We start from the raw sequence: 13,802 nt of genomic DNA on the forward strand, positions 1-13,802 counted from the left end.
CTAAGTAATCCCGAACCGACGCGCCCACTGCGCGGTCGCATCCGCATAAAACGACTCGAGCGAACCGGCGGCGGCCACGTCGATACTCAAATGCCGCGCCGCCTGCACCAACGCATCCAGCGGCGCGTCACGACCAAGCGGCGCCGCGCCCGTCTGCTTGCTGAGTTTCTCGCCCGCATCGTTGCTGACGACAGGCACATGCAGATACGACGGCGTCGGCACATCGAGACATTGCTGCAGATAAATCTGCCGCGCGGTCGAATCCAGCAGGTCTGCGCCGCGCACGACATGCGTAATGCCGGCCGAAGCGTCGTCGACGACGACAGCCAGTTGATACGCCCACAGCCCATCCGCACGCTTCAAGGCAAAATCGCCGACTTCGGCCGCAAGATCTTGCGTTTGTATTCCCTGCCAGCGATCCACGAAACCGACGCGCCCCGCGTCGCCGCCCGGCACGCGCAGTCGCCACGCGCGCGCGGGACGGCCATGCAAGCCGCTTCGACAAGTACCGGGATAAGCGAGCGTCGCGTGACGCGCATGCGCATGAACGAGCGAGTCGGCGATCTCGCGTCGCGTGCAGCCGCAGGGATAAACGAAGCCGGCGGCAAGCAAGCGCTCGAATGCATCTTGATAAGCCGCGTCGCGTTGACTTTGCCAGACCGGCGGTTCGTCCGAATGCATGCCGAAATGCGCGAGCGTTGCGAGAATCTCGTCGGCCGCGCCGGCCACCGTGCGCGGTGCATCGACATCTTCTATTCGCACGATCCAGCTACCGCGATGCGCCCGCGCATCGAGAAGACTAGCAAGCGCGCTGACGAGCGACCCCGCGTGCAGCGGCCCGGTGGGCGAGGGCGCGAAGCGGCCACGGTAAGTCATCTACAGGGCTCGTTCAAGGTTTAGGCGGCCTTCGCATCCGGATGACACGCGGGGCACGTGGCGCCCGGCACGTACAACGGCGACTGCTGATCTTCCACGCTGACCACCGCGCGGCAGCCGAAGCATTGCGAAGTGGAGGTCTGCTGCAGGTTCGGATCGAGCGCCGTGCGGTAGTCGAACACAAAACATTCGCCCGAGTAATGCGCGCCGCCCACTTCCTCGAAATATTTGAGGATGCCGCCCTCGAGTTGATAGACGTGATCGATGCCCACTTCCTTCATGTGAATCGCAGCTTTCTCGCAACGAATTCCGCCCGTGCAGAACGACACCACCGTCTTGCCTTCCAGATCGGCACGGTTTTGTTCGATCACCTCGGGAAACTCGCTGAATTTCGTGATGCGGTAGTCGAGCGCGTGGTCGAACGTGCCGACGTCCACTTCGAAGGCATTGCGCGTGTCGAGCATGACGACCGGACGGCCTTCGTCGTCGTGACCACGGTCGAGCCAGGCCTTGAGCGTCACCGGATCGACGGCGGGCGCGCGGCCGAGTTCGGGCTTGATCGCGGGCTTCTTCATGGTGATGATCTCGCGCTTGAGTTTCACCAGCATGCGGCGAAACGGTTGCTTTGCGGAGAGGCTTTCCTTGAATTGCAGATCGGCGAAGCGGTCGCCGAAGAGCGCGTCGCTCCGAATGTAATCGATGAACTCGCGCACCTCCGCGACCGGCCCCGCGATGAAGAGGTTGATGCCCTCCGGCGCGAGCAGAATCGTTCCCTTCAGGCCAAGCGCGCTGCAGCGTTCGGTGACGAGCGGGCGCCACGCGGCGCTGTCGTCGATGGAAACGAATTTGTAGGCGGAGAGGTTCAGAATGCTCATGATCGGATAACGGGGCAAAGCCGGTAAAAAGGGCGGCAAAAAGCGGATGCTGGGACGCCGCGCAACTCCGTATTATCCCGCAAATGGCGCAGGTCTTTTCGCAGGCGCGGGCCGCCGCGTTCGCGCCGTTTGCGCCAGCGCAATTTCGAGAATCGCCGAGGGCTTGTCCGTTCGGCTAACGCGCGCCCCTTAGCCGTTTTCGCGATGGGCCGCATGTACAATATCGTCATGTCAGATCCCCGCTTCGTTCATCTTCGCGTCCACTCCGAGTTCTCGATTGCCGACGGCATCGTGCGGCTGGACGACGTCGTCAAATCCGCCGCGAAAGACGGTCAGGGCGCACTCGCGCTGACTGATCTCGCCAACGCGTTCGGCCTCGTGCGCTTCTACAAGGAAGCGCGCAGCAAGGGCATCAAACCCATTGCCGGCTGCGATGTCTGGATCACCAATCCCGCCGATCGCGACAAGCCTTCGCGGCTGATCCTGCTCGTGCGCGACAAGACCGGCTATCTCAACCTGTGCGAACTGTTGAGCCGCGCGTGGCTGACGAATCAATATCGCGGGCGCGCGGAAGTGCTCGTCGAATGGCTCGAAGAAGGGCTGGCTGAAGGTCTGCTCGCCATTTCCGGCGCGCAGCAGGGCGACATCGGCATGGCGTTCGCGGCGGGCAACGCGGCAAGCGCGCAACGCAACGCCGAACGCTGGTCGGCGCTCTTTCCGAACGCGTTCTACATCGAACTGCAGCGCGCCGGTCAGCCGGGCGAACAGGCTTATTTTCAGGAGGCCGTCGCGCTCGCCGCAAAGCTCGGGCTGCCTGTGGTCGCCACGCATCCGCTGCAATTCATGACGCCCGACGACTACACCGCGCACGAAGCGCGCGTGTGCATTTCGGAAGGCGATATCCTCGCCAATCCGCGTCGTCAGAAGCGCTTCACGACCGAGCAGTATTTCCGCACGCAAGACGAAATGTGCGCGCTTTTCGCGGATATTCCTTCCGCGCTTGCCAACACGGTTCAAATTGCGAAGCGCTGTAATCTCACGCTCGAACTCGGCAAGCCCAAGCTGCCGCTTTTCCCCACGCCGGACGGCCTCACGCTCGACGACTACCTCGTGCAGTTGTCGAAGGAAGGCCTCGAGGTGCGGCTCGCGCAGCTTTATCCCGATGAAGCCGAACGCGAGGCACAGCGCGAGACTTATTACGCGCGGCTCGAATTCGAGTGCGGCACGATCATCAAGATGGGCTTTCCGGGCTACTTCCTGATCGTCGCCGACTTCATCATGTGGGCGAAGAACAATGGCGTGCCGGTGGGTCCCGGCCGCGGTTCGGGCGCGGGCTCGCTCGTCGCTTATGCGCTCGGCATTACCGATCTCGACCCGCTGCGCTACAACCTGCTGTTCGAACGCTTCCTGAATCCCGAACGCGTGTCGATGCCCGACTTCGACATCGACTTCTGTCAGGAAGGGCGCGACCGCGTCATTCAGTACGTGAAGCAGAAATATGGCGCGGACGCGGTTTCGCAGATCGCCACCTTCGGCACCATGGCGGCGAAGGCGGCGGTGCGCGACATCGGCCGCGTACTCGATCTCGGCTACATGTTCACCGACGGCGTCGCCAAGCTCATCCCGTTCAAGCCGGGCAAGCACGTGACCATCGCGGACGCGATGAAGGAAGAGCCGACCTTGCAGGAGCGCTTCGACAACGAAGACGAAGTGCATCAATTGCTCGAACTTGCGCAGCGCGTGGAAGGGCTCACGCGTAACGTCGGCATGCACGCGGGCGGCGTGCTGATCGCGCCGGGCAAGCTCACCGATTTCTGTCCGCTCTACACGCAGGGCGAAGACGGCGGCGTGGTCAGTCAGTACGACAAGGACGACGTGGAAGCCGTCGGTCTGGTCAAGTTCGACTTTTTGGGCCTGACTACGCTCACCATCCTGGACTGGGCCGAGCGCTATATTCGCCGGCTCGATCCCTCGAAGAAAGACTGGAATCTCTCGCAGGTTCCGCTCGACGACCCGGCTTCGTTTTCGATCCTCAAGAAAGCGAATACCGTCGCCGTGTTCCAGCTGGAAAGCCGCGGCATGCAGGGCATGCTGAAGGACGCGCAGCCGGACCGCTTCGAGGACATCATCGCGCTGGTGGCGCTGTATCGTCCGGGCCCGATGGACCTGATTCCGAGCTTCTGCGCGCGTAAGCACGGGCGCGAGATCGTCGAGTATCCGGACCCGCGCGTCGAGCCCGTCCTGAAGGAGACCTACGGCATCATGGTCTATCAGGAGCAGGTGATGCAGATGGCGCAGATCATCGGCGGCTATTCGCTCGGCGGCGCGGACTTGCTGCGTCGCGCGATGGGCAAGAAGAAGCCCGAAGAGATGGCCGTGCATCGCGAGTTGTTCCGCGAAGGCGCGGCGAAGAACGGTCTCACCGCGCAGAAGGCGGACGACACCTTCGACCTCATGGAGAAATTCGCGGGCTACGGCTTCAACAAGTCGCACGCGGCGGCTTACGCGTTGCTCGCTTATCACACGGCGTGGCTGAAGGCGCACCATCCGGCGGAATTCATGGCGGCCAATATGTCGCTCGCCATGGACGACACCGACAAGGTCAAGATTCTCTTCGAGGACTGCATCGGCAATGGCATGGCCGTGCTGCCGCCGAACATCAATCAGTCGGCGTATCGCTTCGAACCGGTCGCCGAAGCGGACGGCAAGCGCTCGAAGACCATTCGCTACGGTCTGGGCGCGGTGAAGGGCAGCGGCCAGAACGCAATCGAGGAAATCCTGCGTGCGCGTGAAGACGGGCCGTTTGCGGATCTCTTCGACTTCTGCGAGCGGATCGACCGGCGCGTCGTGAATCGCCGCACGGTCGAAGCGCTGATCCGCGCGGGCGCGTTCGACTGCCTGCACGAGAACCGCGCGCAACTGCTGGCCTCCGTGCCGCTCGCCATGGAAGCCGCCGATCAGGCCGCCGCCAACGCCATGCAAGGCGGTCTCTTCGACATGGGCGACGCGCCGCTCGAAAAGCATCGGCTCGTCGATGAACCCATGTGGTCCGACAAGAAGCGCTTGCAGGAAGAAAAAACCGCGCTCGGTTTCTATCTGTCGGGCCATCTCTTCGACGCCTACAAAGGTGAAGTGCGCCGCTTCGTGCGGCAGAAAATCGGCGAACTGAAGGAAGGGCGCGACAAGCTCGTCGCGGGCGTGATCTCGACCACGCGCACGCAAATGACCCAGCGCGGCAAGATGCTGATCGTCAATCTCGACGACGGCACCGGCCAGTGCGAAGTCACCGTGTTCAACGAGCAGTTCGAAGCCAACAAGGCGCTCTTCAAGGAAGACGAGTTGCTCGTGGTGCAAGGTCAGGCGCGTAACGACGCCTTCACCGGCGGCATTCGCTTTACCGTCGATACCGCGATGGACCTCGAACGCGCGCGCAGCCGCTACGCGCAGTCGGTAAAGGTCGAGATGAACGGCAACGCGGATTCCTTGCGTCTGCGCCGCGTGCTCGAAGCGCATGCGGCGGGTGCGGAAGCGCCGGCGGCCGTGGCGCCGGCCGCGCGCGAGAACGGCAGGCAGCGCCAGTCCGCACCCATCCCGAACGGCTTGAACGTGAGCATCGTTTATCGCAGCGAGCATGCGGAAGGCGAAGTGCGGCTCGGCGATGCCTGGCGCGTCAAGCCCACCGACGAACTCATCACCGCGCTGCGCGGCGAGTTCGCGGGCAGCGCAATCGAAATCGTCTACTGATGCGCATCGGTATCTCGGCGAACGCGCTCAAACTGAGCGGCGGGCTCGAACGCTACGCCATGGACCTGGTGCGCGGTCTTGCCGCCGCCGGCTTCGAGGGTCGCCAAAAGCCCACGTTCTTTGCCCGCAAGATCGACTCGTCGTTGCCGGAGAGCAAGCTCGTCGAGGCGCATCGCATCAAGGTGTCGTTTCTGCCGGGCAAGCTGCGCGACGTGTATTTTTCGTGGGCGCTCAAGCGCGCGCGCAATAAGGCCAGGGTCGACGTGCTGATCGGCTGCAATCGCGTGGAAGGCTCGGAGATTGCCATCTGCGGAGGCACGCATATCGGCTTTCTGCGCGCAACCGGGCGTCGCGAAAAGCGGTCGGATACGCGGCAGATCGCGCTCGAACGCAGGCAGTATCGGGACGCGCGCGTGATCGTCGCGCACTCGGACATGATGCGTAACGAGCTTCGCGGGCTTTACGGCATCGACGAACGGAAGATTCGCGTGCTTTATCCGCCCGTGGATGGCGCGCGTTTCGCCTTAGCCGATGAAACCTCGCGCGCCCGTCTGCGCGAACGGTTCGGTTTCAAGGAAGACGAAATCGTGCTGCTCTTTCCTTCGAGCAGTCACGAGCGCAAGGGTTTGCCGCTGATCGAGAAGGCGCTCGGCGGCGCGGGCTTGCCGATCGTGATCGCCGTCGCCGGGCGCGCGCCCGAGAAGAGCGCGCCGAACGTGCGCTATATCGGCTACGCGAAAAATATCGAGGACGCTTATCGCGCGGCGGACTTCACCATTCTCGCGTCGAGCTACGAGCCGTTTGGGCTCGTGGGCATCGAATCGGTCATGTGCGGCACGCCGGTGATCTTTCCGGCCTGCATCGGCTGTGGCAATGCCATCGACGAAAGCGCTAAGCACGTTTTCAAATCTGGCGATGCGGACGACCTGCGGCGCGTCGTCGCTGCGGCAATTGCTTCACGACGCCGCGTATCCGGCAATGCCGTTCGTTATGACGCGAGCGTCGCGTCGCATGTGAATGCGCTGCTGGCGCTGGCGGAAGAAATCAGCGGCGGTCGTTGAAGCCGCTGAGCCAAGCCGTGGCGCCTATCGTCTCTCGTTCAGATGCTCGAGCTTCAAGAACCGGTAATACACCGTCTGCGCATTGAAGAGCGCGATCATGAAGCCCGTGCGCCCATCCAGAAAACCGCGGCGCAGAAAATAGGTTCGCAAAAAAGCCCACGTGCCGCGTGTAAGCGCAACCCCGAAACCACCGCGCTTGCTTGCCGCATGACGCTGCACGGCGCCAGCGGTCGAATAAGCGTCCAGCTTGCGCAGCACGGTCTCGAAGTCTTCGTATGAGTAGTGCATCAGCCGGCCATTGAGCCTGATCGCGGGCTCGTTCGTGGAAAATACCAGACGCTCGTGCACGAGATCCGACGAGAAGCGCGCCGCGCCCCGCTTGAACAGCCGGGGAATCCAGTCCGGATACCAGCCGCTATGTCTCACCCACGTTCCGCAAAAACTCGATAACCGGTCGACCGAATAGACATCCGCTTGCGGGCGAGCGATGGCGGCTCGAATCGATGCGGCGAGTTCGGGCGTCACGACTTCGTCGGCATCGATAGACAAGACCCAGTCGGTGGCGAGCGCGTCCAGCGCGCGATTCTTCTGCGGCCCGAAGCCGGGCCAGTCGCGCGCTTCGATCACGCGCGCGCGATGCGCCTGGGCGATACCCACGGTGGCGTCGGTGCTGCCGCCATCGACGATGACGATGTCATCCGCGAACGAAACCGAGTCGAGACATTGCGCGAGCCGCGCGGCCGCGTTGTAGGTGATGATGGCGATGCCAAGCGTTGGCGATTTCATGTTGCCCGAGTCCGGCCTCTGATTCTTGTCGTGGTCACGTTCGATTGGAAAAGCCTAGCCGCGCAAATGCCATTTCACGAAGAAGAACGGCGAAAGCAGCCACGGGCACGTCGCATACACGAACATCTTGATGCGAAATCCCGGACTGACTTCATTCGATCCAGCCAGCAACGCGACCTTGCGCGCCAACGACGCGTCGCCGAACACGGCGCTCACGTAGCGCTCGCGCGCCGACTTTCGCGCCAGCATTGCGCGCATCCGAGCGCCGACGCCGACCTTGTCCGCGTCGCTTTCGAGCTGACGCGTCTCGCCCGATCCGTTGATATTCGCAAGCTTGATACGCGCGACGAAATCCGCCGGCGTGCGCCATTTGCGCTTGCTCGACAGCCCGCCGCGCCGGTACAGCACGAGCGGTTCGTGCAGCGTATGCGCGCCGTGACTCATGATCGCGCGAAACGCCATGATCTGGTCTTCGCCGTAGATGCCAGGCGCGATCGGCCCGAACTCCTCGAAGAGACGCCGCGCCCACGCATGCGCCGCGCCGACCAGATGAGGCCGCCGTTCCATCCAGTCGTCGAAGCTGCGATAGTCGTCGAGGTCCGTTACGCGCAGGATGTCGTGCGTATTGCCTTCGGCATCGAGGTCTTGCAGGTCGGTCGCGATGAGGTCGTGGCGCTTGCCGCTTGCGAGCCACACTTCCATGACGCGCGTGACGCGTTCCGGTCGCGAGATATCGTCGCCCGCCGCGATAAAAAGCATCTCGCCCGATGCGCGCGCCGCGAGCGCACTGAGATGCGCGCTGATACCCGTGTTCTTCTCGTTTCGATACAGCCGCACCGTATGCGGCCCGCGATATTCGCGCACACAGCGCTCGGCGACGGCGTAAGTGGCGTCGGAGGAGGCATCGTCGGAAATGAGGATTTCCAGCGGCGACCAGGTTTGCGCGAGCGCCCCGGCAATCGCGTCGGCAACGGTTTCCTGCTGATTGAAGCTAATGAGCAAGAGACTCGCGAGCGGCGCGTTCTGCTCTGGCTGTGATATTCCTGACATGTACGATTCTGAGTGCTTCGAAGGCCCGGCGCGTCTTGGCTACGGCGTTGCGCGCTCGCGGAGAGCGAATCTCATGCCAGACGGCAGCGGCTATAATAACCCGCGATTTGGGGATAGGCGACCGGGCCGGCCGGTCAATCCCGCTTAAGGTTCATCGATTTGGAAAAAACTCTGCGCTACATGATCGCCAGCATGGTCTTGCTGGCGCCCGCAAGCACACTCGTCGTGCGAGGAGGGACGGGCTACTGCTTCTTCGTGTTGCTTGCCATCGCGCTCTTCGCGGGGTTCAGCAAGCCGTTTCGTCTGAGGCTCGGTCTGCTCGTCAACGCGTTCCCGCTCTATACGGTGGCCATGCTGTGCTTCATGGTTTATCTGCCGTTGCAGCAAGCCATCGAAGGTTATTATCTGCCGCGCGAATTCGACGGCATGTCGCGCTTCGCACTCGCGTTGCCGATTTTCCTGCTGCTCGTCAACGTGCCGATTCGGCAACTGAAGGCGCTCGGCTGGGGCTGCGCGCTGGGTGCCATCGGCGCGGGTTTCTGGGCCGTGGACAGCGCCATCCACATGACGGTGACAGAACTCGATCGCCTCGGCAACGATTTCACCAATCCGATTCCCTATGGCAATACCGCGCTCCTGCTCGGCTTTCTTTCGGTGATGTCGATCCGCTGGGATCGTTATCCGAACGCGCTGGCGAAGCGCCTCGGCATTGCACTGAAGCTGCTCGGACTGGTGGGCGGCATTTACGCGTCGTATCTGTCGGGCACGCGCGGCGGCTGGCTTGCCATTCCGCTCTTTCTCGTACTGTGCCTGCTCAACTTCGGCTGGATCAAACACCCTCGTCACTGGCTGACCGCGCTCGGCGTCGCCGTTCTGGCGATGGCGCTCTTGCTCGCCTCGCCGATCGGCCGCGAACGTGTGCAGGCGACGCGCTCCGACATCGCGCGCCTGTCGCACGGCGCGGCGGCGGACAGTTCGCTCGGCGCGCGGCTGCAGTTGTGGACCGCGTCGATTCATCTGTTCGAGGCGAATCCGGTCTTCGGCGTCGGCAAGGGACATCTGAAGAATTCGCTCAAGGGCATGGCCGATGCCGGCGAGGTATCGCCGCTCGTCGTCAATCAACGCGCGCACAGCGAGTTTTTCTCGACGATCGCGGAATTGGGCGCGTCGGGCGTGGTCTGTCTTGCGTTGCTGTATTTCGGGCCGCTCGTGTATTTCCTGCGCTACCGGAAGTCGCCGCATCCCGATGTGTCGACGGCGGCGTATTGCGGGATCGCGGTCTCGGGGTCGGTTATCATCTTCGGACTGAGTATCGATGTATTCACGGTCGTGATGAGCACGTCGCTCATCGCGCTCTTCTGGGCCGTGCTGCTTGCGGTCATCACGCACGACGCGCGCGAGCCGCTTGGCAAGCCGGGGCGCGGACCGATCGGCTGAATTCGGGCCGGCCGGTTTCATTCTCCGGCTGACGAGAAATCACAAAAGTAACCAACGAGCGCCGCGGGAAGAGCTGGAAAGCGCCGGGCGAAGTGGAGATACGCTCTTGAAACGAGAAGGTAGTTTGCGCAAGCCGATTGGCGGCGCGGAAAGTTCGTCGCCGACCGCGGTCATGCGGCGCCTGTGGCCCTACATCCGCCCGCTCATGGGCATGGTGTTGCTCGGGCTCGGGACGATGGGTATCGTCGCCGCGACCGAAGCCGGCATCCCGATGCTGCTCAAACCGTTGCTCGACCACGGTTTTGGCTCCAAAAGCAGCGATCACGCGAAATGGCTCGTGCCGGCCGCGGTGATCGGACTCGCGCTCGTACGCGGCGCGGCGCAGTATGCGTCGGGCTATTTTCTGTCGTACGTGTCGAACAAGATCCTGCTGCAACTTCGCCTGCAGATGTTCGAGCGCATGATCCACACGAGCGCCGGCTTCTTTCAGCGCGAGACGGCCAGCACGGTCATCAATGCAGTCGTGTTCGAGGTCAACCAGATTCTGAGCGTGCTATCGAGCGTCGTCGTCACGCTCGTGCGCGATTCGCTCACGGTCGTCTTTCTGCTCGGCTATCTGTTCATCCTCAACTGGCGGCTCACGCTGATCGTCGCGGTCATCCTGCCGGTGATCGGCTGGCTCGTGAGCAAGATCAACCGCCGATTGCGGCGGCTCAATCGCGAGCATCAGACGCTGACCAACGAGTTGTCCTATGTCGTCGAGGAAACCGTCGCGGGCTACAAGGTCGTCAAGGTGCATAACGGCGAACCGTACGAAATGGACCGCTTCACGGAGATGAGCCAGCGCCTGCGCGGCTACTCGATGCGCATGCAGGTGTCCGGCGGCCTCGCGCAGCCGCTCACGCAGTTTCTTGCGTCGATCGCGCTCGCGGTGGTCATCACGATTGCGGTCGTGCAGTCCACCAACGATCAGACCACGGTAGGCGGCTTCGTTGCCTTCGTCACGTCCATGTTGCTCGTCATCTCGCCGCTCAAGCATCTGATTGACATCAATCAGCCGATGCAGCGTGGCATGACGGCGGCGGAGCTGATCTTCGGCCTGATCGACGAACCCGAGGAGCCGAAGGGCGGCGGGCGGCGTCTGGAACGCGCGCAAGGCGAAGTCGAGTTCCGCGATGTCACGTTCAGCTACGGTTCGCTGGACCGCATGATTCTCGACCGCGTGTCGTTCAAGGTTGCGCCCGGCGAGATGGTCGCGCTCGCGGGGCCGTCAGGCAGTGGCAAGACCACGCTCGTGAATCTGCTGCCGCGCTTCTTCGATCCACGCGGCGGGCAGGTGCTCGTCGATGGCGTGCCGATCACCGACTACGACCTGCACGACCTGCGCGGCCAGATGGCGATGGTGAGCCAGGATGTCGTGCTGTTCAACGACTCCATTGCGGCGAACGTTGCTTATGGGCAGAAGCCCGATCGCGACCGCGTGTTCTCGGCGTTGATGGCGGCGAATCTCATCGATATGGTGCAGGCGCTGCCTGATGGCATGGATACCTTGATCGGCGGCAACGGCATGCGCTTGTCCGGTGGACAGCGGCAGCGTTTGGCGATTGCCCGCGCGATCTACAAGGACGCGCCGATCCTGATCCTGGACGAGGCGACATCGGCGCTTGATTCCGAATCGGAACGCTACGTGCAGGCCGCGCTCGAAACGCTGATGAAGGGACGCACGACGCTCGTGATCGCGCATCGCTTGTCGACCATCGAGCGCGCGGACCGCATCCTCGTCATGGAAGGCGGGCGAATTGCGGAGCAGGGCAGCCATGCCGAACTATTGCGCAAGGAAGGACTGTATGCGCATCTGCACCGGATTCAGTATCAGCAACAGCCGGCTTGATCGGCTTATTGACCATCGGCGCTTGTTCCCGACTTCGGTCAACTATTGATACAAACGCTTCGATTAGCCTTGATATGATCCGCGGCCCAATCCGTGGGACCGGATCATTGAAAGAGAAGCGAAGATGATGTTGCAGTTCGTTGTAGAAGCAAAAACGCGCAGCCGGCCGAGCCTTGCGTCGATGGCTGCGGTGGTTCTCATCAGCACCGTTCTTGCTGCCTGCTCGGGCGGCGGCTCTAGCGCTCCCTCGAAAGATTCGACGGATACCACGGGTACGACGGACCCGTCGGGCAAGAGCGCAACGACCGCGGCCGCGCTGCCGGCCATGTCCATTAATACGGATGGCCGTGTTCCGATCGTCAATAAAGATGTTTATCTCGGCGCCGATCTCGGCATCACCGGGCCGGACGATGTCGATCCCTTCACAGGCAGGACGAGCATCAAGGGCCATGGCAACAGCACGTGGACGGCGGACAAGAAGCCATATCGCTTGAAACTCGACAGCAAGGCAAGTTTTTTTGGGCTGCCGAAGGATAAGAACTGGATTCTGCTCGCGAATTACTTCGACAAGACGCTCTTGCGCAATCGCACGGCGTTCGAACTCGGCAGGCGTTTTGGCATGGCGTGGACGCCGCATGACGTTCCCGTCGAACTCACGCTCAACGGTCAGTATGCGGGCGTGTATGACGTGGTCGAGTCGGTGCGGGTGGACAAGAACCGCGTGAATATCGCCAATAGTGACAACGCGGTCGCGCCCGAGCGCACAGGCTTCCTGGTCGAAATCAACGAGCGCATGGACGAAGACATTTGCTGGCGCACGACGCACGGCATTGCGCTTTGCATCGACAGTCCGGATTCGGCACGGACGCACAGGTCGCTTTTATCAAAGACTATATGCAGCAGGCCGAGGACGCGTTGTATTCAAATTCGGGGAATTACGAGCAGTACTTCGACGTCGCATCGCTGATCGACTGGTATCTCGTCAACGAGATTTTCAAGAATCAGGACGCGCGGGATTTTGCGAGCATCTACCTCTATAAGGATGCCGGCGGCAAATTGAAGTTCGGGCCGTTGTGGGACTTCGACATTGGCGCGGGCAACATTAACTTTTCTGACGCGCAGTATCCGGAAGGATGGTGGGTTGCAAATGGTCAGTGGATTTCACGCATGAAGCAGATCGATCCGAGCTTCGAGACACGTGTTCGGGCACGGTGGGATCAACTGAAGGCATCGCAAATCGATACGATCGTGAGTTATGTCGATGAGAACGCGCAGGCGCTTCAGGCAAATGGCGCAGCTAAGCGCAACTTTGATAAATGGCCGGTGCTTGGGAAGAAGCTTTGGCCGAATCCGGTGGTGACGGGTTCTTATCAGGGTGAGGTGGCTTATCTGAAAGATTGGCTCACGCGGCGGATTGCCTGGTTGGATGGGAATCTTTGAGGGTGGAATTGCAGGAGCGTCACGCGCTCCTGTTTGCTATTTGCTGTTTGCTGTTTGCTGTTTGCAGCATCGATACAGAAGAGCCGCTCGGCTCAGTCGTCTGGAAAACCATACCAGCCATCCATTAAGGCGCTGATTTCGATGTCGATAAATTCTGGTCTGCCTTCCAACCACCGACGCATGATTTCACGTTGCGAGTCGGTTGCAGAACCTCGCAAGCGCTCGGATTGGACATAGAAGGCCAGGCCATCCTCGTTGATGCCTCCGGAGGCTAGCATGCCGTTTGCCTCGACACATTCCTCCAAAAAAGTATCGATCAGGATGTCGATCTGCTCGGCATCGAGGGCTTGAACCAGCTGCGCGCGAGCCCTGAAAACCAGTTCCTGGAACTCGCCAAGATGCAATTTCTTGCGTTGTCGACGATTGTAATTCTTTGCCAAGTTGTTCTCCAATCAGAACCGCGCAGTGTAGCGCGCGCTGCTTGAGCGTCGGCCTGATCGAATAAATTTTTCCAATTAGCTGCAGGTTGTTCGGCCGTCGGCGCAGTCACGCTGCTCTAAAGCAACTAATCTCTTTCGACGTAAGTGAATGAAGCTTCGTAATTACGAAGGGCCGCTATTCGGCCCTCGTTGCTTATTTATG

Annotated in this window: 11 protein-coding genes; 6 read left to right on the forward strand and 5 right to left on the reverse strand. The window is 61.6% G+C overall.

All coding sequences use genetic code 11. The features are described 5' to 3' along the window. Both gluQRS and LDZ28_RS04580 read right to left on the reverse strand, forming a co-directional pair. Nucleotides 1-876, reverse strand: a complete 876-nt coding sequence (gene gluQRS / locus LDZ28_RS04575; RefSeq protein ID WP_244827522.1) for a tRNA glutamyl-Q(34) synthetase GluQRS — start codon at nt 874-876, stop codon at nt 1-3. Nucleotides 877-896: 20 nt separating this feature from the next. Beyond that, nucleotides 897-1,751 carry a sulfurtransferase gene (locus tag LDZ28_RS04580; protein ID WP_244827523.1) on the reverse strand — a complete coding sequence of 285 codons (855 nt, stop codon included), beginning with the start codon at nt 1,749-1,751 and terminating at the stop codon, nt 897-899. 213 nt (nt 1,752-1,964) lie between these two features. Between LDZ28_RS04580 and dnaE the strand changes: the two genes are divergently transcribed. Both dnaE and LDZ28_RS04590 read left to right on the forward strand, forming a co-directional pair. Further along, nucleotides 1,965-5,495, forward strand: a complete 3,531-nt coding sequence (gene dnaE, locus LDZ28_RS04585; RefSeq protein ID WP_370652097.1) for a DNA polymerase III subunit alpha — start codon at nt 1,965-1,967, stop codon at nt 5,493-5,495. Beyond that, nucleotides 5,495-6,556: a glycosyltransferase family 4 protein gene (locus LDZ28_RS04590; RefSeq protein WP_244827525.1), complete on the forward strand. Its 1,062-nt coding sequence runs from the start codon at nt 5,495-5,497 to the stop codon at nt 6,554-6,556. Before dnaE ends, LDZ28_RS04590 begins: the two co-directional genes overlap by 1 nt. 24 nt (nt 6,557-6,580) lie before the next feature. On the opposite strand, the gene LDZ28_RS04595 is transcribed toward LDZ28_RS04590, so the two are convergent. After that, nucleotides 6,581-7,342: a glycosyltransferase family 2 protein gene (locus LDZ28_RS04595; RefSeq protein ID WP_244827526.1), complete on the reverse strand. Its 762-nt coding sequence runs from the start codon at nt 7,340-7,342 to the stop codon at nt 6,581-6,583. Between the two features lie 54 nt (nt 7,343-7,396). Beyond that, nucleotides 7,397-8,392 carry a glycosyltransferase gene (locus LDZ28_RS04600; RefSeq protein ID WP_244827527.1) on the reverse strand — a complete coding sequence of 332 codons (996 nt, stop codon included), beginning with the start codon at nt 8,390-8,392 and terminating at the stop codon, nt 7,397-7,399. Between the two features lie 159 nt (nt 8,393-8,551). On the opposite strand from LDZ28_RS04600, the gene LDZ28_RS04605 reads away from it, so the two are divergent. The 4 genes from LDZ28_RS04605 to LDZ28_RS32660 all read left to right on the forward strand — a co-directional run bounded on the left by LDZ28_RS04605 (nt 8,552) and on the right by LDZ28_RS32660 (nt 13,160). Then, complete coding sequence (locus LDZ28_RS04605; protein ID WP_244827528.1) at nt 8,552-9,829, forward strand: O-antigen ligase; 1,278 nt, start codon at nt 8,552-8,554, stop codon at nt 9,827-9,829. A gap of 172 nt (nt 9,830-10,001) precedes the next feature. Continuing rightward, nucleotides 10,002-11,720, forward strand: coding sequence for a lipid A export permease/ATP-binding protein MsbA (gene msbA, locus LDZ28_RS04610; RefSeq protein ID WP_370652127.1), 1,719 nt, complete (start codon nt 10,002-10,004; stop codon nt 11,718-11,720). Nucleotides 11,721-11,844: 124 nt separating this feature from the next. After that, a complete protein-coding gene (locus tag LDZ28_RS32655; protein WP_255784591.1) occupies nt 11,845-12,687 on the forward strand; it encodes a CotH kinase family protein in 843 nt (280 codons plus the stop codon). Next, on the forward strand, nt 12,615-13,160 hold the full coding sequence (locus LDZ28_RS32660) for a CotH kinase family protein (protein ID WP_255784592.1): 546 nt from the start codon (nt 12,615-12,617) through the stop codon (nt 13,158-13,160). Before LDZ28_RS32655 ends, LDZ28_RS32660 begins: the two co-directional genes overlap by 73 nt. Nucleotides 13,161-13,252: 92 nt before the next feature. Here the strand turns inward: LDZ28_RS32660 and LDZ28_RS04620 are convergent, their stop codons facing one another. Then, on the reverse strand, nt 13,253-13,600 hold the full coding sequence (locus tag LDZ28_RS04620; protein ID WP_244827530.1) for a YggL family protein: 348 nt from the start codon (nt 13,598-13,600) through the stop codon (nt 13,253-13,255). Between the last annotated feature and the right edge of the window lie 202 nt (nt 13,601-13,802).

Source organism: Caballeronia sp. TF1N1 (assembly GCF_022878925.1).
GTDB lineage: Bacteria > Pseudomonadota > Gammaproteobacteria > Burkholderiales > Burkholderiaceae > Caballeronia.

Excerpts from the sequence above, each read along its gene's own strand:
- LDZ28_RS04600 (WP_244827527.1), bottom strand. The coding sequence starts at position 8,392 with ATGTCAGGAATATCACAGCCAGAGCAGAACGCGCCGCTCGCGAGTCTC.
- dnaE (WP_370652097.1), top strand. The coding sequence starts at position 1,965 with ATGTACAATATCGTCATGTCAGATCCCCGCTTCGTTCATCTTCGCGTC.
- LDZ28_RS04590 (WP_244827525.1), top strand. The coding sequence starts at position 5,495 with ATGCGCATCGGTATCTCGGCGAACGCGCTCAAACTGAGCGGCGGGCTC.
- LDZ28_RS32655 (WP_255784591.1), top strand. The coding sequence starts at position 11,845 with ATGATGTTGCAGTTCGTTGTAGAAGCAAAAACGCGCAGCCGGCCGAGC.
- LDZ28_RS04580 (WP_244827523.1), bottom strand. The coding sequence starts at position 1,751 with ATGAGCATTCTGAACCTCTCCGCCTACAAATTCGTTTCCATCGACGAC.
- LDZ28_RS32660 (WP_255784592.1), top strand. The coding sequence starts at position 12,615 with ATGCAGCAGGCCGAGGACGCGTTGTATTCAAATTCGGGGAATTACGAG.
- gluQRS (WP_244827522.1), bottom strand. The coding sequence starts at position 876 with ATGACTTACCGTGGCCGCTTCGCGCCCTCGCCCACCGGGCCGCTGCAC.
- LDZ28_RS04595 (WP_244827526.1), bottom strand. The coding sequence starts at position 7,342 with ATGAAATCGCCAACGCTTGGCATCGCCATCATCACCTACAACGCGGCC.
- msbA (WP_370652127.1), top strand. The coding sequence starts at position 10,002 with ATGCGGCGCCTGTGGCCCTACATCCGCCCGCTCATGGGCATGGTGTTG.